Source organism: Variovorax saccharolyticus (assembly GCF_030316765.1).
Classification (GTDB): domain Bacteria; phylum Pseudomonadota; class Gammaproteobacteria; order Burkholderiales; family Burkholderiaceae_C; genus Variovorax; species Variovorax saccharolyticus.
The window spans coordinates 189,672-210,485 of record NZ_JASZYT010000006.1; the positions used below are offsets into that span (position 1 = coordinate 189,672).

Genomic DNA, 20,814 nt, shown 5'->3' on the forward strand with positions numbered 1-20,814 from the left:
GCGCTTTCGCATGCGGGCCTTCTGGACCACCGTCCACCGCTGGCTCGGTCTCGCGGTCGCGCTGTTCCTGGTCGTCTCCGGACTGACCGGCGCCGTCATCTCGTGGGACCACGAGATCGACGGCTGGCTCAACAGCGAGCTCTACGACACCCCCGCGCGGGGCCCGTTCCGCGACCCGCTCGAACTCGCGGCCGCGGTGGAAGCCAGCGACCCGCGCGCCCGGGTCGCCTACCTGCCCCTGGGCTTCGAGGAAGGGCACGCGGCCGGCTATTTCGTGCAGCCGCGCATCGATCCGGCAACCGGCAAGCCCTTCCGGCTCGGCTACAACCAGGTCTTCGTCGACCCGGTGACGGCCGAGGTGCGCGGCCGGCGCGACTCGACCGCGATCTCGCTCAAGCCCGAGACGCTGATGCCCTTCCTGCGCAAGCTGCACTACATGCTGCACGTGCCGGCCCTGTGGGGCACCGACCGCATCGGCTGGTGGATCATGGGCACCGTGGCGTTGATCTGGCTGGTCGACAGCTTCGTGGCGATCTACCTCACGATGCCGCGCCGGCAGCGAAGGCCCGCGCATCCGGAGCACCGTCCGCCGGCGGCCTGGTGGCGACGCTGGAAGCCTTCCTGGGCGGTGCGCTGGCGCGCCGGCGGCTACAGGCTCAACTTCGACCTGCACCGCGCGGGCGGGCTGTGGATCTGGCCTTTCATCATCGTGATCGCCTTCACCTCGTTCTCGCTGAACCTCTACAAGGAAGTCTTCTACCCGGTGCTGTCCCTGGTGTCGAAGACCACGCCCGGGCCATCGGCGCTGGTGCCGCTGGCCCCGCTGGGAACGCGCATCGAGCCGACCCTGGGCTTTCGCGAGACCATCGCGCTGGCCGAGGCCGAAGCCAGGCGCCGCGGCTGGACCACGCCGCTCGGCGGCATCTTCTACAACGCGCGCGGGGGCTTCTACAACGTCTCCTTCTTCGACCATGCGACGCACGACGACAGCGACGGCATGGGCCTGTCGAACCTCTACATCGACGGCCGCGACGGCCACCTGATCAGCAGCAACCAGCCCTGGCACGGCACGGCCGCCGACGTCTTCGCGCAATTGCAGCTGCCGCTGCACGGCGGACGCATCCTCGGCCTGCCGGGCCGCATCCTGATGTCGCTGATGGGCCTGGTCGTGGCGATGCTCTCGGTCACGGGGATCGTGATCTGGGCCCGCAAGCGCCGGGCGCGCGTGGTGAATGCGCATCGGCCGGCGGCAGGAGGACAGCGCAGGCTGGCCTGAGTCGTAGCTTTGGGGGTACGACCGTTGTGCCTGTTGCAGAAGTTCAACCCGGCAGTTGGGCGCCTCGCGGATCAGACGATCGGCCGCACGCTGCCCGATACGCGAACACTCGCCCCGACCGTCGGCGTGATCTCGACGTGCAGGCGCGAGCGCATCCCCATGTCTTCGCCCTGGACGATATCAATGACCCCTTCGTGCGGCCAGCCAAGGTCGCGCAGATAACCGCCCAATGCCGCGGCGGCCGCCCCGGTGGCCGGATCCTCATACACGCCACCGAACGCAAACGGATTGCGGGCATGAAAGCGCCGCGGCAATTCGGCGTGAATCAGGCTGATGGTGCAAAGCTTCTCGGCCTTCATGAGCACCCGGCCGACTTCGAACTCATAGCGCATCGCGGCCAGTTCCCGGCGGCTTCGCAGCGGCAGCACCAGATGATCGGCACCTGCATTGGCGATCGCGGGTGGGATCCGCGGATCGAGGTCATCCCGGTCGAGAGAGAACAGGCGCAAGGCAGCATCGACCAGCGCATCGGGTGCGGGCCGGCTGGCCGTCGGCGGCGACTGGAGTGCCGCCACCACCGTGGCGCCTTCTTTCCGACCCTCGACGCTGACGCGCGCAGCATTGAGTTGCAGCATGAAGACGCCGTCGCCATGGCGCAGCGCGAGCACCGCGCCGAGCGCAATCGTCGCGTGGCCGCAGAAGTCCACCTCGGCCTCGGGAGCGAAATACCTGACCCGCCAGCCGTCACCGGCGGGCGCGGCGAAAGCCGTCTCGGAGTAGCCGACTTCCGCAGCCACCGCCTGCATCGACTCGGCGGCAGGCAGGACGTCGCAGAGAACGACGCCGGCAGGGTTGCCGCCGACGTCGCCGTCCGAGAACGCCGCGACGCGTTCGACCTTCATGCCTTCACATGCGCCTCCAGCGCATCGATGAACATCGCCGGCACATCGAACCCGGTCTGTTCCGTGATCTCCTGGAAACAGGTCGGGCTGGTGACGTTGATCTCGGTCACGTAGTCGCCGATCACGTCGAGGCCGATCAGCAGCAGCCCGCGCGGCGCCAGCGCGCGGCCCACGGCTTCTGCGATCTCGCGGTTCTTCGGCGTCAGCGGCTGGGCCACGCCCTTGCCGCCGGCCGCCAGGTTGCCGCGCACCTCGGTGCCCTGCGGGATTCGGGCCAGCACGAAGGGCACCGGCTCGCCGCCGATGATCAGGATGCGCTTGTCGCCGGCCGAGATCTCGGGCACGAAGCGCTGCACCATGATGGTTTCGGCGCCGTCCTTGTTGAGCGTCTCGGTGATCGAGCCGAGATTGAGCCCGTCTTCGCGCACCCTGAAGATGCCCATGCCGCCCATGCCGTCGAGCGGCTTGAGGATGATGTCCTTGTGTTCGGCATGGAAGGCACGCACGGCTGCCGGGTCGCGCGTGACCAGGGTCGGGCTGGTGAACTGCTGGAACTCCATCACCGCGAGCTTCTCGGGGTGCTCGCGCAGCGAGGCCGGCTTGTTGACCACCTTCGCGCCTTCGCGTTCGGCCTGGCCCAGCAGGTGCGTGGCGTAGATGTACTCGGCGTCGAAGGGCGGGTCCTTGCGCATGAGGACCGCGTCGAAGCCGTGCAGCGGCGCCTGGCGGCGCGGCGTTTCGGTGAACCAGTCGTCGCTGTTGCCGGTGAGCGTGATGTCGCGCACGCCGGCCGTCACGGGTTGCCCCGTCTGCCAGCCCATGTCGCGCGGCTCGCAGGCCGAGATGCTGTGGCCACGGCGCTGGGCCTCGCGCATCATCGAGAAGGTGGTGTCCTTGTAGATCTTGAATTGCTCGAGCGGGTCGGCGACGAAGAGGATGTTCACGGGCTGTTCTTTCCAATGGCGGCTTTGGCGTCCTGCTTGATCTTGCACGCAGGCGCGATGTCCTTGCCGGTTGCGGCCTTCTTGCGGCCGAGTTGCTGGACGCCGAGCGCCAGCGCCCCGGCCACCACGCCCCAGAAGGCCGAGCCGATGCCCGCCAGCGTGACGCCCGAGAGCGTGACCAGGAAGGTGATCAGCGCCGCCTCGCGGTGCGGCTCGTCGCGCACCGCAGCGGCCAGGCCGCCGCCGATGGTGCCGAGCAGTGCCAGGCCGGCGATGGTCGCGACCAGTTCCTTGGGGAAGGCGGTCAGGATGCCGGTGACCGCGGCCCCGAACAGGCCGATCACGATGTAGATCGCGCCGCAGCTGACCGCCGCGGTGTAGCGCCGAGCCGGGTCCTCGTGCGCCTCGCGGCCCATGCAGATCGCGGCCGTGATGGCGCTGAGGTTCAGGGCGAAGGCGCCGAAGGGCGCCAGCACCAGGGTGAAGAGGCCGCTGATCGTGATCAGCTTCGACACCGGCAGCTCGTAGCCCGCGGCACGGATCGCCGCGACGCCGGGCAGGTTCTGCGATGCCATGGTGACGACGAACAGCGGCAGCGCGAGACTGACCACCGCCTGCCAGCTGAACACCGGCATCGTGAACACCGGCATCGCGAGGCTGAAGTGCACCGCACTCCAGGCCAGTTCGCCGCGCGCCGCGGCGAAGGCGATGCCGACCCCCAGCGTCAGCGGCACCGCGTAGCGCGGCAGCAGCCGCTTGCCCACCAGGTAGGCGCCGAGCATCAGCAGCACCAGCGGCAGCGCGGTCTGGGCCGCGACGAAGGCCTGCAGGCCGAAGCGCGCCAGCACGCCGGCCAGCAGCGCCGAGGCCAATGCCATCGGGATCTTGTTCATGACGCGCTCGAACCAGCCGGTGGCGCCGGCCAGCGCCATCAGCAGCGCGCAGACGATGAAGGCGCCGACCGCCTCGCCCATGCTGAAGCCGGCTCCGGCCACCGCCAGCACCGCGGCGCCGGGCGTGCTCCAGGCGATCATGACCGGCTTGCGCCACCACAGCGAGGGCAGCACCGAGGCCAGGCCCATGCCGAGGCCCAGCGCCCACATCCAGGAGGAGATCATCTCCGGCGTGGCGCCGAAAGCCTGCGCGGCCTGGAACACGATCGCCACCGAACTGGTGAAGCCGACCAGCACGGCCACGAAGCCGGCAGTGAAGGCCGAGAGGCTCAAATCCTTGAAGAACCGCATCCCTGGATTGTGCCGGGGGCCTAGATTTCTATCTTGGAGCCGAGCTCCACCACCGCGTTGTTCGGCAGCCCCAGGAAGTCCGCCGCCCCGCTCGCGTTGTGGTGCATCTGTGCGAACAGCTTCTCGCGCCAGGGCGCCATGCCGCTGCCGAGCGTCGGAATCACGACGTCGCGCGACAGGAAGTAGCTGGTCGCCATCGGCTCCAGCTGGCAGCCGCGCAGGCGCGCGTGTTCGAGCGCGCGCGGCAGATCGATTTCGTTCTTGAAGCCGTAGTGCACCACCACCTGCCAGCAGTGATGGCCCAGCGGCTCCATCTCGATGCGCTTGTCCATCGGGATCCAGGGCACCTCGTGGTTGCGCACCGTGACGAACAGGTTCTGGTCGTGCAGCACCTTGTTGTGCTTCAAGTTGTGCAGCAGCGCATTGGGCACCACGCCCGGCTCGGCGGTCATGAAGACCGCGGTGCCGTCGACCCGCGCCGGCGGGCTGACGAAGACCGAATCGAGGAAGCCGCGCAGGTCGATCGCCTCGGCCAGCTGGGTCTCGCCCATCAGCCGGCGCCCTTCCTTCCAGGTCAGCATCAGCATGAAGATCGAGCCGCCGATCAGAAGCGGGAACCAGCCGCCCTCGAACAGCTTGAGCAGGTTCGAGGCGAAGAACAGGAAGTCGACCACGAAGAAGGCGCCGGTGGCCGCGATGCACAGGAACAGCGGGTACTTCCAGGCGTAGCGGATCACGAAGAAGGTCAACACCGTGGTGATCAGCATGTCGGTGGTCACGGCGATGCCGTAGGCCGCCGCCAGGTTGCTCGACGAGCGGAACATCACGACCGCCAGCACGATCGCCACGAACAGTCCCCAGTTGACGAAGGGGATGTAGATCTGGCCGGCGGTGCGCACGCTGGTGTGCTCGATGTTCATGCGCGGCAGGTAGCCGAGCTGGATCACCTGGCGCGTGACGCTGAAGGCGCCCGTGATGAGGGCCTGCGAGGCGATCACGGTGGCGGCCGTGGCCAGCAGCACCAGTGGCAGCAGGGCCCATTCGGGCGCCATCATGAAGAAGGGGTTCTTCACGGCCAGCGGGTTCTCCAGCAGCAGGGCGCCCTGGCCGAAGTAGTTGAGCGTCAGCGCCGGCATGACGACCGAGAACCAGGCGATGCGGATCGGCTTCTTGCCGAAGTGGCCGAGGTCGGCATAGAGCGCCTCGGCGCCGGTGACGCACAGCACGGTCGCCCCGAGGATGATGAAGCTGGTGCCCGGGTTGTCCCACATGAAGCGCAGCGCGTAGTACGGGCTCATCGCCTTGAGGATCTCGGGGTGGGTCAGGATCTGCGACACGCCGAGCACCGCGATGGCGAAGAACCAGGCCAGCGTGATCGGACCGAAGAAGCGGCCGATCCCGGCCGTGCCGTGCTTCTGGAGCGCGAACAGGCAGAACAGCACGACCAGCGTGATCGGGATCACGTAGTGCCTGAACTGCGGCGACACCACCTCCAGGCCCTCGACCGCCGACAGCACCGAGATCGCCGGCGTGATGACGCCGTCGCCATAGAAGAGCGAGGTGCCGAAGATGCCGACCACCAGCAGCACCTGCCGCAGCCGGGGCTTGTCGACCACGGCCTGCGAGGCCAGCGCGAGCATCGCCACCAGGCCGCCCTCGCCTTCGTTGTCGGCGCGCAGCACCAGCACCACGTACTTGAGCGAGACGATCACCGTCAGCGTCCAGAAGAACATCGACAGGATGCCGTAGACGTTCTCGATCGTGAACGGGACATGGCCGTGGCCGAACACCTCCTTGACCGCGTACAGGACGCTCGTGCCGATGTCGCCGTAGACGACACCGATGGCCGCGAGGATCAGCGCGGCGGAGGAGGATTTAGGGGCGGACACGGATGGGCTGCAAAGGGTCGCCGGCGTGCAGCACACCGCTGGGCGCTGGCGCGGCCCGCTTCGGCCGCTGAACCGCCTTCACCCTGACTTTTGCGTTGTTATGGGGTCGCTATTTTGCCGCTGCCGCGCCGGTCCGCAAGCGCAAATCCGAAATCATTCGTAGACCTCGGCATCCGGGTCGGTGGCCTCGAGTTCGTAGCTGGCCGCCACCATCGCGAGCCGGCCGATCACGCCGTACATGTAGAAGCGATTCGGGGCGCTCGCGCCGGGCTTGGCTCCCGGCTGCGGTAAGTGCGCACTTTCAGAAAATGCCAAGGGCACGAAGCTGGCACCGGGCAGGTTGAGGTTCTCGTCCGGGGCGCGCTCGGCATGGACGCGGTAGAAGCCGCCGACCACGTAGCGGTCCATCATGTAGACGACCGGCTCGGCCACCCCGTTGTGCACCCGCTCGTTGGTCAGCACGCCCTCCTGCACGATCAGGTCGCAGGGCTGCTGGCCTTCCTTGGCGGCGCCCGCCTTGCTGGCGCGCGGCCGGCGCACCAGCGCCTCGATCTCCTTGGCATCGCGCACCGTCATGACGCCCAGCCCGGCGCTGCCGTCGTCGGTCTTGACCACCACGAAAGGCTTTTCGTTGATGCCGTATTCCTTGTACTTGCGGCGCACCTTGGCGAGCAGCGCGTCGACGTGGCTGGTCAGCACGTCGATGCCCTGGCCGGTCGCGAAGCTGACCTCCGCGGCCTTGGCGTACATCGGGTTGATCAGCCAGGGATCGATGCCCAGCAGCTTGCCGAAGCGCTTGGACACCTCTTCGTAGCTGTGGAAGTGGTTGCTCTTGCGGCGCACCGACCAGCCTGCATGCAGGGGCGGCAGCAGGTATTGCTCGTGCAGGTCCTCGAGGATGCCCGGCGTGCCGGCCGACAGGTCGGTGTTCAGCAGGATGGTGCAGGGGTCGAAGTGCTTGAGCCCGAGCCGGCGCTTGCTGCGCACCACCGGCTCCAGGCAGACCGTCTCGCCGTTGGGCAGTTCAATCTTCTTGGGCGACTTGATCGCCGGATCGATGGAGCCGACCCGCACGTTGAGCCCGGCCATGTGGAAGATCCGCACCAGTTGCGCCACGTTGGCGAGGTAGAAGGTGTTGCGCGAGTGGTTCTCGGGGATCACGAGCAGGTTGCGCGCCTCGGGACAGATCTTCTCGATCGCGGCCTGGGCGGCCTGCACCGCCAGCGGCAGCATTTCCTGGGTGAGATTGTTCCAGCCGCCCGGATAGAGGTTGGTGTCGACCGGGGCCAGCTTGAAGCCGGCATTGCGGATGTCGACCGAGCTGTAGAACGGCGGCGTGTGCTCCATCCATTCGAGCCGGAACCAGCGCTCGATGGCGGGCGTCGAGTCGAGCACGCGCTGCTCGAGTTCGTTGATCGGGCCGGTCAGGGCGGTGACGAGATGGGGGACCATGCGGCGGCCTTGTTGGATTTATGCCTGGGCTAAGCCAAGGATTGTAGATTTGGGGACGGATGCCCCGATGACAAGCTCGCCCCCAGGGTGCCTGGCGCTTCGTGCCCGGCCCCCCGGGTCAGGTCCGTACTTCGCCCTGGCCCAGAACCACGTACTTCAGCGAGGTCAGTCCCTCGATGCCGACCGGCCCGCGCGCATGGAACTTGTCGGTGCTGATGCCGATCTCGGCGCCCAGCCCGAACTCGAAGCCGTCGGCGAAACGGGTGCTGGCATTCACCATCACGCTGGCCGAATCGACCTCGCGCAGGAAGCGCTGGGCGTTCATGTGGTCGCGGGTGACGATCGCGTCCGTGTGATGGCTCGAGTAGTGGTTGATGTGCGCAATGGCCTCGTCCACGCCCTCGACCACCTTGATGCTGATGACTGCCGCCAGGTACTCTTCGGACCAGTCCGATTCGACCGCGTCGAGCACCTTGTCGGCCGGCAGGTGGGCGCCCTCCGAGCGCAGGATCTGCGCCGCCGCCGGGTCGCAGCGCATCTCGACGCCCTTGGCGGCGAAGATGGCGCCGATCTCGGGCAGGAAGGTCTCGGCGATCGACGACGCCACCAGCAGGCCTTCGGCGGCGTTGCAGGGGCTGTACTTCTGGGTCTTGGCGTTGTCGACGATCTTCAGCGCCATGTCGAGCTCGGCCGTGTGGTCGACATAGACATGGCAGTTGCCGTCGAGGTGCTTGATCACCGGCACCCGGGCGTCGCGGCTGATGCGCTCGATCAGGCCCTTGCCGCCGCGCGGAATGATCACATCGACGAACTGCGGCATCGCGATCAGCTGGCCGACGGCCTCGCGATCGGTGGTGCCCACCAGCTGCACGGCATCGACCGGCAGGCCGGCTTCTTCGAGCGACTCGGCGACCAGCCTGGCCAGCGCCTTGTTCGACTCGATCGCCTCGGAGCCGCCGCGCAGAATCGCCGCGTTGCCGCTCTTGATCGCCAGGCTCGCGGCCTCGATGGTCACGTTGGGACGGCTCTCGTAGACCATGCCGAAGACGCCGATCGGCACCCGCATCTGGCCGACCCGGATGCCGCTGGGCTGCTGCTTCATGCCGATGACCTCGCCGATCACGTCGGACATCGCGGCCAGCTGCTCGCAGCCCTGCGCCACGGTCTCGATGACCTTGGGCGTCAGCTTGAGGCGATCGACCATCGGCGCCGACAGGCCGGCGCCCTCGGCGCGCGCCAGGTCCTTCGCGTTGGCCTCGGCCAGCGGCTCGCCGGCCGCGCGCAGGCGGCGGGCCAGTGCCTTGAGGGCCTTGTTCTTGGTGGCGGCATCGGCCCGCGCCATCAGGGCGGAGGCCAGCTTGGCCTGCAGCCCGAGCGTCTGGACGTACTCGGAGACATTCAACGTGTTCATCCCCGGATTGTGCCGCGGGGGCCAAAGGCGGCGTGCGCGAGGGGACAGGAATGCACCATTCTTGTGCGTCAACGGAGGAGGGGAGCGGCGCGCCGGTCAGCGCGGCCGGGCCGACGCGGCCGCGGGCCCGCAGGCCCGGCACAGCATCAACGCCAGCCGATGCAGGGCTTGCCAGCCGTTGGCCGGCCAGTCGGGCTGTTTCAGGCCCTTGACGATGCCGTCGACCACATGCGCGGCGCGCAGCATGCGGGCCAGCGCCCGGTCGTCGAGCCGGGGCAGCACGCGCTCGAAGGCGCGTTCGCGCGGCCCCCAGATGCGGTTCTCGCGCAGCGCCATCGGCAGCGGGCGGCCAGCCGCCATCGCGTCCCTGACGCGCTTCAGCGCCCGGATGTCCTCGGCCAGCGTGTAGTGCACCAGCACCTCGGCCTCGCCTTCGGCCTGCAGGCCGTCGAGCATGCGGGCGACCCGCTGCGGATTGCCGGCCAGCACCGCCTCCGACAGCTTGAAGACGTCGTAGCGCGCGACGTTGTTGACCGCGCCCTCGACCTGCTCCCAGCCCAGTTCGCCCTCGGGGTAAAGCAGCGCGAGCTTCTGGATCTCCTGGTGCGCGGCCAGCAGGTTGCCCTCGACCCGGTCGGCGAAGAACTGCAAGGTGCGCTGGCCTTCCTCGCCGGCCCGCACGCGCTGGCCCTGCAGCGCCAGGCGCTGGGCGATCCACTGCGGCAGCGCGGCGCGCTCCACGGCATCGACCTGCAGGCTGACGCCGTGGTTCTCCAGCGCCGCGAACCAGGCCGCGCTGCGGGTCGCCTTGTCGAGCCGCGGCAGCATCACCAGCGTGAGCGTGCTGTCGTTGCCGGCCGCCGCCTCGGCGATCTGTTGCAGGGCGGCGCTGCCGTCCTTGCCGGGCTTGCCCGAGGGGATGCGGATCTCGACCATCTGGCGCTCGGCGAACAGGCTCAGCGAGCCGCCCGCAGCCAGCACCGCGCTCCAGTCGAAGTGGGCGCCGGCCACGGTGTACGAACTGCGCTCGGTGTAGCCCTGGGCCCGCGCCGCGGCACGGATCGCATCGGCGGCTTCCTGCGCCAGCAGCGGCTCGTCGCCGTGGATCGCGTAGAGCGGCGCCACCCGCTTCGCGAGGTGGGCGGAGAGTTGCGCGGTCGCCAGTTGCACGGCGGCCCTCAGAACGCCTTGATGGCGGCCAGGCGGCGCAGCACCTGCTGGGCGATGTCGTTCTGCATGTCGCGGTACAGGAGCTCGGATTCCCCTTCCTTGGCAAGTGCAGCGGTCTCGTTGTAGGTGATGTCGCGCGACTGCTGGATTTCGGTCGGGCCGAGCAGTTCCTTGCCGCCCTGGCCCCGCACCCTGAAGCGCAGGGTCAGGATCAGCTGGAGCTCGCGCACCTGGCCTTCGGGCGTGGTCGACAGCACGACGTTGTTGCGGCTTTCGCCCAGCAGTTCGAGCACGGCGTCAGCCTTGTCGGCCTGATCGACAGGCAGTACCTCGACAGTGCCCGCAGCCCGCAGCTGGCGTCGCAGGTAGTTCGAGAACGGCGTGTTGCCCATCACCGCGATGCTCTGGAAGGCGAAGGTCGGCGCCTTGCGCAATTCGAAGCCGCAGCCCGCCAGCACCGCCCCCGCCGCGACGGCCAGAAAACCGCGCCGCGGCAGCCGCGGGCGTCCGGTCGGTCGGCGGCTCATAGCACCACGTTGACCAGCCGGCCCGGCACCACGATCACGCGCTTGGCCGCCGCGCCTGCGGCATGCTGCACGAAGTCCTCGCAGGCCAGCGCGATCTTTTCGATCTCCGGCTTGGTGGCCGCAGCCGGCACGCGCAGCGAGCCGCGCAGCTTGCCGTTGATCTGCAGCATCAGCTCGATCTCGTCCTGCTCGAGCGCGCCGACATCGACCACCGGCCAGGGCGCATCGAGCAGGTCGCCCTGGCCCTTGTCATAGCCGAGCTGCTGCCAGAGCTGGTGCGCGATGTGCGGCGTCGCCGGATAGAGGCAGCGCAGCAGGATGCCGAAGCCCTCGCGCACCGCGGCACGGTCGCCCGCATCGGGCGCGGCCGGCTTGAAGCCTTCCAGCGCGTTGAGCAGCTTCATCGCGCCCGACACCACCGTGTTGTATTGCATGCGCTGGTAGTCGTAGTCGATCTGGCGCAGGACGGTGTGGACTTCGTGGCGCAGCAGCTTGGCATCCTTGCCGAAGACCGGCTTGCCGGCCGCCGCGGCGCCGGCTTCGGCCGCCGCATGCTGCGCGACGCCGAAGTTCCAGACCCGGCGCAGGAAGCGGTAGCTGCCCTCGACCGCGGCGTCGTTCCACTCCAGGGTGGCCTCGGGCGGCGCGGTGAACATGGTGTAGAGCCGCGCGGTGTCGGCGCCGTACTTCTCGATCAGGTCCTGCGGATCGACGCCGTTGCGCTCGCTCTTGCCCATCTTGCCGACGCCGCCGTACTCGACCCGCGTGCCGTCGGCCGTGGTACCGCCGCTGATCCGGCCCTGCGCGTCGAGCACCGGCGTGACCTCGACGGGCGGGAAGTAGTCCTTGCCGCCCTTCTCGTTGCGCTTGTAGAAGATGTGGTTGAGCACCATGCCCTGCGTCAGCAGCTTGCTGAAGGGCTCGTCGACCTTCACCAGGCCGAGGTCGCGCATGACCTTGGTCCAGAAGCGCGCATACAGCAGGTGCAGGATCGCGTGCTCGATGCCGCCGATGTACTGGTCCATCGGCATCCAGTACTGCGCGCCGTCGGCCACCATGGCCTCTTCGTTCTTCGGGTCGCAGTAGCGCATGAAGTACCACGAACTGTCGACGAAGGTGTCCATGGTGTCGGTCTCGCGGCGCGCCGCCTTGCCGCACACCGGGCACACCACGCCGGCATGGAAGCCTTCGTGCTTGATCAGCGGGTTGCCGTGGCCGTCGGGCACGCAGTCGGTCGGCAGCACCACCGGCAGGTCGCGCTCGGGTACCGGCACCGCGCCATGCTCGTCGCAATGGATGATCGGGATCGGCGTGCCCCAGTAGCGCTGCCGGCTCACGCCCCAGTCGCGCAGGCGCCAGGTGGTCTGCATCTCGCCCAGGCCCTTCTGGCCCAGCGCGTGCGCCACCGCCTTGACCGCCTCGGCATGGTGCATGCCGCTGAAGTTGTCGGAATTGATGGTCACGCCGCGCTGCTTGTCGCCGTACCAGTCCTGCCAGCGGTGGTAGTCGAAGTGCGGCTCGTCGTCGACCAGCACGACCTGGATGATCTCGATGCCGTACTTGTTGGCAAAGGCGAAGTCGCGCTCGTCGTGGGCCGGCACGCCCATCACGGCGCCGTCGCCGTAGCTGATCAACACGTAGTTGCCGACCCAGACCGGGACCTGCTCCTCGGTGATCGGGTGGGTCACGGTGAGGCCGGTCGGAACGCCCTTCTTTTCCTGCGTGGCGAGCTCGGCCTCGGTGGTGCCGCCGCCCTTGGCTTCGGCGATGAAGGCCGCGACCTGGGGGTTCGTCTTCGCGGCGTGCAGCGCCAGCGGATGCTCGGGCGCCACGGCGCAGAAGGTCACGCCCATGATGGTGTCGGCACGGGTCGTGAAGACGTACATGCGGCCGTCCTGGATCAGGTGGCCCTGCTCATCCTTGATCTTGTGCGTGAAGGCGAAGCGCACGCCCTCGCTCTTGCCGATCCAGTTCTCCTGCATCAGCTTGACGCGCTCGGGCCAGCCCGGCAACTTGTGCTGGGTGTGCTCGAGCAGTTCCTCGGCGTAGTCGCTGATCTTGAGGTAGTAGCCCGGAATCTCGCGCCGCTCGACCGTGGCGCCGGTGCGCCAGCCCTTGCCGTCGATCACCTGCTCGTTGGCCAGCACGGTCTGGTCGACCGGGTCCCAGTTGACGACCTGGGTCTTGCGGTAGGCGATGCCCTTTTCGAGCATCTTCAGGAACAGCCACTGGTTCCACTTGTAGTAGCTCGGATCGCAGGTGGCGATCTCGCGGCTCCAGTCGATCGCCAGCCCCATGGCCTGCAACTGGCCCTTCATGTAGGCGATGTTCTCGTAGGTCCATTTCGCCGGTGGAACGCCGTTTTTGAGGGCGGCGTTCTCGGCCGGCAGGCCGAAGGCGTCCCAGCCCATCGGCATCAGGACGTTGTAGCCGCTCATGCGCAGGTAGCGCGTGAGCATGTCGTTGATCGTGTAGTTGCGCACGTGGCCCATGTGCAGCTTGCCGCTGGGGTAGGGCAGCATCGAGCAGGCGTAATACTTCTTCTTGCGCGCGTCTTCGGTCACGCGGTAGGCATCGGCCGCGGTCCAGTGGGCCTGGGCGGCCGATTCGACATCGGCGGGTTTGTAGCTGGGATTCATGGGCACTCGACAACAGCCCGGCGCCAGGCGGCCGGGAGAGGGATTATCACTCGCCACCAGGCCGGACTCACTTCGCGCAGCCCTCCCGCCAACGGGCGCGCTGCGCGCAGCCTCGGGGCAGCCCCTGAAGCGGCATGTTTCTCGCATGCCACAATCGTTTTCGAATCCCGGGGGTACGGCATGGCGAAGGACTGGTGGCGGGGCGCAGTGATCTACCAGATCTACCCGCGCAGCTTCATGGACAGCAACGGCGACGGCATCGGCGACCTGCCGGGGATCACGGGCACCCTGGGCCACGTGGCCGGGCTGGGGGTGGATGCGATCTGGATCTCCCCCTTCTTCCGCTCGCCGATGAAGGATTTCGGCTACGACGTGGCCGACTATCGCGCGGTCGACCCGATCTTCGGCACCCTGGCGGACTTCGACGCCCTGCTGGCCCGGGCCCACGGGCTCGGCCTGCGGATCATCATCGACCAGGTGCTGTCGCACACCTCCGACCAGCATGCGTGGTTCGCGGCCAGCCGCGCCAGCCGCGACAACCCGCAGGCCGACTGGTATGTCTGGGCCGACCCCAAGCCCGACGGCACGCCGCCCAACAACTGGCTGTCGGTGTTCGGCGGTTCGGCCTGGCAATGGGACTCGCGCCGGCGCCAGTTTTACCTGCACAGCTTCCTGGCCGAGCAGCCCGACCTCAACTTCCACTGCCCCGCGGTGCAGGAGGCGCTGCTCGGCGAAGTGAAGTTCTGGTGCGAGCGCGGCGTCGACGGCTTCCGCTTCGATGCCTGCAACCACCAGTTCCACGATGCGCAATTGCGCGACAACCCGCCCGCGAACGGGGGCGAAGTCAGCACGGTGCGGGCCGACAACCCCTATGCGATGCAGCAGCACCTGCACGACAAGAGCCAGCCCGAGAACCTGCTGTTCCTCGAACGGCTGCGGCGGCTGCTCGACGGCTATGGCGCGGTCGCGCTGGGCGAGGTCGGCGACGAGGACGCCCCCCCGGTCATGGCCCGCTACACCGAGCGCGACAAGCGGCTGCACCTGGCCTACAGCTTCAGCCTGCTGACCAGCGAACACAGCGCGCGCCACCTGCGCACCCAGGTCGAGACACTGGACGCCGCGCTCGCCAAGACCGACGGCTGGGGCTGCTGGGCCGTCTCGAACCACGATGTGCCGCGGGTTGCCAGCCGGTGGAACGCCGCCGGTTCGGTCGACACCCGCCGCGACCGGCTCTGGCTGGCGCTGCTGCTGTCGCTGCGAGGCAGTGCCAGCATCTACCAGGGCGAGGAACTCGGCCTGCCCGAGGCCGAGGTGCCCTTCGAACTGCTGCAGGACCCGTACGGCCGCGCCTTCTGGCCCGAGTTCAAGGGCCGCGACGGCTGCCGCACGCCGATGCCGTGGCGGGCCGACCAGCCGCACGGCGGCTTCACCGACGGCCTGCCCTGGCTGCCAGTGTCGGAGGCCCACCTGTCGCTGGCCATCGACCAGCAGGCCGGCGATCCGCAGTCGATGCTGCACTTCAGCCGCGCGCTGCTGCACTGGCGCCGCACGCAGCCGCTGCTGCGCACCGGCCGCATGCGCTTCCTCGAGGCGCCCGAACCCTTGCTGCGCTTCGAACGGCGCGAAGGTGACAAGGCGCTGCAAGCGGTGTTCAATCTGTCCGGAACGCCGGCGACGCTGCAATTGACCGAGTCCCTGGCACCGCTGGACGGATCGCCGTTCGCCGGCGCCGAACTCGATGGCCGCGTTCTCACTCTGCCGCCCTTCGGCATCTTCATGGGAGAACCGCCGCATGCTGCCTGAAGCCGAAGTCCGCGCCCTGATGCGCGCCGAGCACGGCGACCCGTTCGCGGTGCTCGGTCCGCACGCCACGGACGAAGGCTTGTGGGTGCGCGCCCTGCTGCCGGGCGCGCAGACGGTCGCCGTGCTGCACTCGGGCTCGGGCTGGCCGCTGGCCCAACTCGACCGCCAGGGCGACAGCGACCTGTTCGCCGCCCTGGTGCCGGCTTCGGAGGCCCGCCTCGGCTACCGCTTCGAGGTCGACTGGGGCGCGCACAAATCGGCGCTCGAGGATCCGTATCGCTTCCCGCCGGTGCTCGGCGAAACCGATGTCTGGCTGCTGGCCGAGGGCACGCACCTGCGGCCCTACGAACAGCTCGGCGCGCACCTGCGCGAGATCGACGGCGTGCGCGGCGTCGCCTTCGCGGTCTGGGCGCCGAACGCGCGCCGGGTGTCGGTGGTCGGCGACTTCAACCAGTGGGACGGCCGCCGCCACATGATGCGGCTGCGCCGCGAATGCGGCGTTTGGGAGATCTTCGCACCCCACCTGGCGCCCGGCGACAGCTACGAATTCGAGATCCTGTCGGCGCAGGGCGAGGTGCTGCGCAAGGCCGACCCCTTCGGCTTCTCGGCTCGCCTGCGGCCCGACACGGCCTGCGTGGTGCAGCCGCTGCCGCCACCGGTACGGCTGCCGCCCGGGCGCGCCGAAGCCAATGCGCGCGATGCGCCGCTCAGCATCTACGAGGTCCACCTGGGCTCGTGGCGCCGCAAGAACGGCCACGAATGGCTCGACTACCGCGAACTGGCCGACACGCTGGTGCCCTATGCGCGCGACATGGGCTTCACCCACATCGAGCTGCTGCCGATCAGCGAACACCCGTTCGACGGCTCCTGGGGCTACCAGCCGATCGGCCTCTACGCGCCGACCTCGCGCTTCGGCACGCCCGGCGACTTCCGCCATTTCGTCGAGGCGGCGCATGCGGCCGGCCTCGGCGTGATCCTCGACTGGGTGCCGGCGCACTTCCCGACCGACGCCCACGGCCTGGCGAACTTCGACGGCACGGCGCTCTACGAGTACGCCGATCCGCGCGAGGGCTTCCACAACGACTGGCAGACACTGATCTTCAACTACGCGCGGACCGAGGTGCGCAACTACCTGGTCGGCAATGCGCTGTACTGGCTCGAGCGCTACGGCGTCGACGGCCTGCGGGTCGACGCGGTGGCCTCGATGCTCTACCGCGACTACAGCCGCAAGGCCGGCGAATGGGTGCCCAACGCGCTGGGCGGGCGCGAGAACCTCGAGGCCATCGAGTTCCTGCGCCGCATGAACCGGGTGGTCGGCGTCGAGCGGCCCGGCGCCATGACCCTGGCCGAAGAGTCGACCAGCTTCCCGGGCGTGACGCGCCCGCCCGAGAACGGCGGCCTCGGCTTCCACTACAAGTGGAACATGGGCTGGATGAACGACACGCTGGCCTACACCGGCATCAACCCGGTCTATCGCAAGCACCATCACCAGCGCATCACCTTCGGCCTGATGTACGCGTTCAGCGAGAACTTCGTGCTGCCGCTGTCGCACGACGAGGTGGTGCACGGCAAGGGCTCGATGATCGGGCGCATGCCCGGCGACGCCTGGCAGAAGTTCGCCGGCCTGCGCAACCTCTATGGCTACCTGTGGGCCTATCCGGGCAAGAAGCTGCTGTTCATGGGGGGCGAATTCGCCCAGTTCGCCGAATGGAACGCCGACCACAGCCTCGACTGGCACCTGCTCGAACAGCCGGCGCACCAGGGCGTCCGGCGGCTGGTGCGCGACCTCAACAACGTCTTGCGTCACTACCCGGCCCTGCACGAGCTCGACTGCGAGGCCGAGGGCTTCGAGTGGATCTGCCACGACGACGCGGACCATTCGGTGTTCTCCTTCGTGCGGCGCGCGCGCGACGGCAGCTTCGTGCTGGCGGTGTGCAATTTCACGCCGGTTCCGCGCCTCGGCTACCGGCTCGGGGTGCCCGCGGACGGCACCTACCGGGAGCTCATCAACACCGACCACGCCGTGTACGGAGGCAGCGGCATCGGCAACGGGCCGGTCGCCAGCGAGCCGGTGCCCTGGCATGGGCGGGCCCGTTCGATGGTGGTCTCGGTGCCGCCGCTGGGAACCTTGATGTGGGTGCTGGCGTGAAGCCGGGGTGCAGCGCGTGAACGACGGCACGCCCCTGCCGCTGGGCGCCACGGCCAGCCCGGAAGGCGTCAATTTCGCGCTCGCCGCACCGAACGCCACCGCGGTCGAACTGTGCCTGTTCGACGGCAGCGGCGCCCACGAGCAGCAGCGCCTCAGGCTGACGGCCCGGACCGACGGCGTCTGGCACACCCGGCTGCCGAGCGCCCGCCCGGGCCTGGTGTATGGCTGGCGGGTGCATGGCCCGTGGTCGCCGCACGAAGGCCTTCGCTTCAATCCCGCCAAGCTGCTGCTCGACCCGTACGCGCGCGAGATCGTCGGCCGCTACGGCGGCGAAGACCTGTTCCTCGGCCACGACCCGTCGGACCCGGACCAGCGCGACATGCGCGACAACGCCGCCATCGCGCTCAAGGCCCGCGTCACGGCGCCGCTGCCTGCAGCGCCGCCCGGGCACAGCCGCGTCGCGGCGGGCGACCGCGTGCTCTACGAGGTCCACGTGCGCGGCCAGACGCGCCTGCACCCGCAAGTCCCCGAGGCCTTGCGAGGCAGCTACGCCGGCCTCGCCGAGCCGGCGGTGCTCGACCACCTGCAGCGGCTGGGCGTCACGACGCTGAGCCTGATGCCGGCCCAGCAGCGCGCCGACGAGTCGCGCCTGCTGGCGCTGGGCCTCAGCAATTACTGGGGCTATAGCTCGATCGGCTGGTTCGCGCCCGAAGTCCGCTACTGGAGCGGCCGCCCCGGCAGCACGCCGGCGAGCGAGTTCCGCGCCCTGGCCGATGCGGTGCATGCGCGCGGCATGGAGCTGGTGATCGACGTGGTCTACAACCACAGCGCCGAGACCGACGAACTCGGCCCCACGCTGAGCCTGCGCGGCATCGACAACGCCCTCTACTACCACCTGCGCCCCGACGACCGGGCGCTCTACCAGAACTGGACCGGCTGCGGCAACTGCCTGAACCTGGCCGAGCCGCGCGTGCTGCAGCTGGTGATGGACAGCCTGCGCCATTGGGTGAGCGAACTCGGCGTCGACGGCTTCCGCTTCGACCTCGCGCCGGTGCTGGCGCGCGGCGCCGATGGCGACTTCGATCCGCGCGCGCCCCTGCTCGCGGCGATCGCGCAGGACCCGCTGCTGTCGCGCGTCCTGCTGATCGCCGAACCCTGGGACATCGGCCCGGGCGGCTACCGGCTCGGCGAGTTCCCGGCCGGCTGGCTCGAATGGAACGACCGCTTCCGCGATGTGCAGCGTGGGTTCTGGCTGCAGGGCAGCGAAGGCATCGGCGAATTCGCCCACCGCTTCACGGCCTCGAGCGACGATTTCAGGCGCAATGCCCGGGCCCCGGTCGCCAGCATCAACTTCATCACCGCGCACGACGGCTTCACCCTGCGCGACCTGCTGAGCTACAGCGAGCGCCACAACCTCGCCAACGGCGAAGGCAACCGGGACGGCAGCAGCCACAACCTGAGCCGCAACTGCGGCGTCGAGGGCGACACCGACGACCCGGCCGTGCTGGCCGAGCGACTGCGCCTGCGGCGCGTGCTGCTGGCGGTGCTGCTGCTGTCGCAGGGCACGCCGATGCTGCTGGCCGGCGACGAGATCGGCCACACCCAGCGCGGCAACAACAATGCCTACTGCCAGGACAACGAAACCACCTGGCTCGACTGGGACCGCGCCGACCCCGCCATGACGGCCTACGTCGCACGCCTGCTGGCGCTGCGCCGCGAAGCCGCGCCCCTGCGCAGCACGCGCTGGTGGCCGGCCGAAGCGCCGCAGGGCGCGACCGCGCTGCGCTGGCTGGCGCCCGAGGGCCACGTCATGCGCACCGAAGACTGGCAGCGCGGCGACCGCCAGGCGCTGGCGATCCTGTTCGAGTCGCCGGCCCCCGAGCCGAGCTGGCTGGTGCTGCTGAACGCCGGCGCAGCCGACGTCGAATTCACGCTGCCGCCGGGACGCTGGACCCAGCGGCTGGCCAGCGATCCGGCCGCCGACCCGGCGCACGCCACCCCCCTCGAAGCCGCCCTGACACTGCCGCCCGGCAGCCTCCGGGTCGCCAGGACATGACGCCTGCGGCACCGCGGTGCTAGGCTGGATCACCGAGAAAACCAACGGAGATGAAGATGGAAGATGTCGCGCAACCCACCCTGCAGGCCCACCAACTCGTTCGCCGGACCATCGCCCTGGTGCTGGCCGGCGGCCGCGGCTCCCGGCTCAAGCAGCTGACCGACCGGCGCGCCAAACCCGCGGTCTATTTCGGCGGCAAATTCCGCATCATCGATTTCGCGCTGTCGAACTGCCTCAACTCGGGCATCCGCCGCATGGCGGTGGTCACGCAGTACAAGTCGCACTCGCTGATGCGCCACCTGCAGCGCGGCTGGAGCTTCCTGCGCGCCGAGCTTAACGAGATGGTCGACGTGCTGCCGGCCCAGCAGCGGGTCGGCGACGAGCACTGGTACCGCGGCACGGCGGATGCGGTCTACCAGAACCTCGACATCATCCAGACACGCTCCACGCCGCATGATTACGTCGTCGTGCTCGCCGGCGACCATGTCTACAAGATGGATTACTCGATCATGCTGACCGACCACGTCGCCAGCGGCCGCGGCTGCACGGTCGGCTGCATCGAGGTGCCGCGCATGGAGGCCACGGCCTTCGGCGTGATGGCCATCGACGCCGACCGCAACATCACGGCCTTCCTCGAGAAGCCGGCCGATCCGCCGGCCATGCCGGGCAACCCCGACGTGGCGCTGGCCAGCATGGGGATCTACGTCTTCGACTCCGAATACCTCTACAAGCTGCTCGAGGACGACAGCGCCAATCCCGATTCGGACCACGATTTCGGCAAGGACATCATCCCGCGCGCAGTCGCCGAGGGCCGCGCGCTGGCCCATCCTTTCGGCATGTCCTGCGTGACCCGGGCCAGCCGCGGACCCGGCGCCGCCGCCTACTGGCGCGACGTGGGCACGATTGATGCATTCTGGGCAGCGAACCTCGATCTGGCCTCGATCACCCCCGAGCTCGACATCTATGACACCGACTGGCCCATCTGGACCTACCAGCGGCAGCTGCCGCCGGCCAAGTTCGTGCTCGACCGCGACGGCAAGCATGGCATGACGGTCAACACCATCGTCTCGGGCGGCTGCATCGTCTCGGGCTCCAAGGTCAGCAGCTCGGTGCTGTTCTCGGGCGTGCGCATCCATTCGTTCTGCGAAATCAACGAGGCGGTGCTGCTGCCGGACGTGGAGGTCGGCCGCGGCTGCCGGCTGAACAAGGTCGTGATCGACCGCGCCTGCGTGATCCCCGACGAGATGGTGATCGGCGAAGACCCGGTGGCCGATGCCGCGCGCTTCGAGCGCACCGAAGGCGGCGTGGTGCTGGTGACGCGAGAAATGCTGAAACGGCTGGAGCCCTGAACA

General features: G+C 68.8%; 14 protein-coding genes. 5 read left to right on the forward strand and 9 right to left on the reverse strand.

What is annotated here, in order from left to right:
• Nucleotides 1-10: 10 nt before the first annotated feature.
• Nucleotides 11-1,276, forward strand: coding sequence for a PepSY-associated TM helix domain-containing protein (locus QTI45_RS19440; protein ID WP_286655554.1), 1,266 nt, complete (start codon nucleotides 11-13; stop codon nucleotides 1,274-1,276).
• A 71-nt stretch (nucleotides 1,277-1,347) separates the two neighbouring features.
• On the opposite strand, the gene QTI45_RS19445 is transcribed toward QTI45_RS19440, so the two are convergent.
• The 9 genes from QTI45_RS19445 to leuS form a co-directional block, all read right to left on the reverse strand.
• Nucleotides 1,348-2,178 carry a PhzF family phenazine biosynthesis protein gene (locus tag QTI45_RS19445; RefSeq protein WP_286372083.1) on the reverse strand — a complete coding sequence of 277 codons (831 nt, stop codon included), beginning with the start codon at nucleotides 2,176-2,178 and terminating at the stop codon, nucleotides 1,348-1,350.
• Nucleotides 2,175-3,122, reverse strand: coding sequence for a glutathione synthase (gshB, locus tag QTI45_RS19450; RefSeq protein WP_286655555.1), 948 nt, complete (start codon nucleotides 3,120-3,122; stop codon nucleotides 2,175-2,177). Before gshB ends, QTI45_RS19445 begins: the two co-directional genes overlap by 4 nt.
• On the reverse strand, nucleotides 3,119-4,366 hold the full coding sequence (locus QTI45_RS19455; RefSeq protein ID WP_286655556.1) for a benzoate/H(+) symporter BenE family transporter: 1,248 nt from the start codon (nucleotides 4,364-4,366) through the stop codon (nucleotides 3,119-3,121). Before QTI45_RS19455 ends, gshB begins: the two co-directional genes overlap by 4 nt.
• Nucleotides 4,367-4,386: 20 nt before the next feature.
• Nucleotides 4,387-6,255 (reverse strand): potassium transporter Kup, encoded by a 1,869-nt coding sequence (locus tag QTI45_RS19460; RefSeq protein WP_286372086.1) that lies wholly within the window; start codon nucleotides 6,253-6,255, stop codon nucleotides 4,387-4,389.
• A gap of 153 nt (nucleotides 6,256-6,408) precedes the next feature.
• Nucleotides 6,409-7,707 (reverse strand): glutamate--cysteine ligase, encoded by a 1,299-nt coding sequence (gene gshA / locus QTI45_RS19465; RefSeq protein ID WP_286655557.1) that lies wholly within the window; start codon nucleotides 7,705-7,707, stop codon nucleotides 6,409-6,411.
• 118 nt (nucleotides 7,708-7,825) lie between these two features.
• Nucleotides 7,826-9,118: a glutamate-5-semialdehyde dehydrogenase gene (locus QTI45_RS19470; protein WP_286655558.1), complete on the reverse strand. Its 1,293-nt coding sequence runs from the start codon at nucleotides 9,116-9,118 to the stop codon at nucleotides 7,826-7,828.
• Between the two features lie 96 nt (nucleotides 9,119-9,214).
• Nucleotides 9,215-10,288, reverse strand: coding sequence for a DNA polymerase III subunit delta (holA, locus tag QTI45_RS19475; RefSeq protein WP_286372089.1), 1,074 nt, complete (start codon nucleotides 10,286-10,288; stop codon nucleotides 9,215-9,217).
• An 8-nt stretch (nucleotides 10,289-10,296) separates the two neighbouring features.
• The gene (locus QTI45_RS19480) at nucleotides 10,297-10,815 is read right to left on the reverse strand and encodes an LPS-assembly lipoprotein LptE (protein ID WP_286655559.1); all 519 of its coding nucleotides are present in this window, start codon (nucleotides 10,813-10,815) and stop codon (nucleotides 10,297-10,299) included.
• Complete coding sequence (gene leuS, locus QTI45_RS19485) at nucleotides 10,812-13,454, reverse strand: leucine--tRNA ligase (protein ID WP_286655560.1); 2,643 nt, start codon at nucleotides 13,452-13,454, stop codon at nucleotides 10,812-10,814. Before leuS ends, QTI45_RS19480 begins: the two co-directional genes overlap by 4 nt.
• A gap of 180 nt (nucleotides 13,455-13,634) precedes the next feature.
• On the opposite strand from leuS, the gene QTI45_RS19490 reads away from it, so the two are divergent.
• From QTI45_RS19490 to glgC, 4 genes are read left to right on the forward strand one after another with little or no spacing between them, the layout of a single operon-like run.
• On the forward strand, nucleotides 13,635-15,257 hold the full coding sequence (locus QTI45_RS19490; protein ID WP_286655561.1) for an alpha-glucosidase: 1,623 nt from the start codon (nucleotides 13,635-13,637) through the stop codon (nucleotides 15,255-15,257).
• Nucleotides 15,247-17,406: a 1,4-alpha-glucan branching protein GlgB gene (glgB, locus tag QTI45_RS19495; protein WP_286655562.1), complete on the forward strand. Its 2,160-nt coding sequence runs from the start codon at nucleotides 15,247-15,249 to the stop codon at nucleotides 17,404-17,406. Before QTI45_RS19490 ends, glgB begins: the two co-directional genes overlap by 11 nt.
• 7 nt (nucleotides 17,407-17,413) lie before the next feature.
• Entirely contained in the window at nucleotides 17,414-19,462 is a 2,049-nt protein-coding gene (glgX, locus tag QTI45_RS19500; RefSeq protein WP_286655563.1) for a glycogen debranching protein GlgX, read from the forward strand.
• 50 nt (nucleotides 19,463-19,512) lie between these two features.
• A complete protein-coding gene (glgC, locus tag QTI45_RS19505; protein ID WP_444813186.1) occupies nucleotides 19,513-20,811 on the forward strand; it encodes a glucose-1-phosphate adenylyltransferase in 1,299 nt (432 codons plus the stop codon).
• Nucleotides 20,812-20,814: the final 3 nt, after the last annotated feature.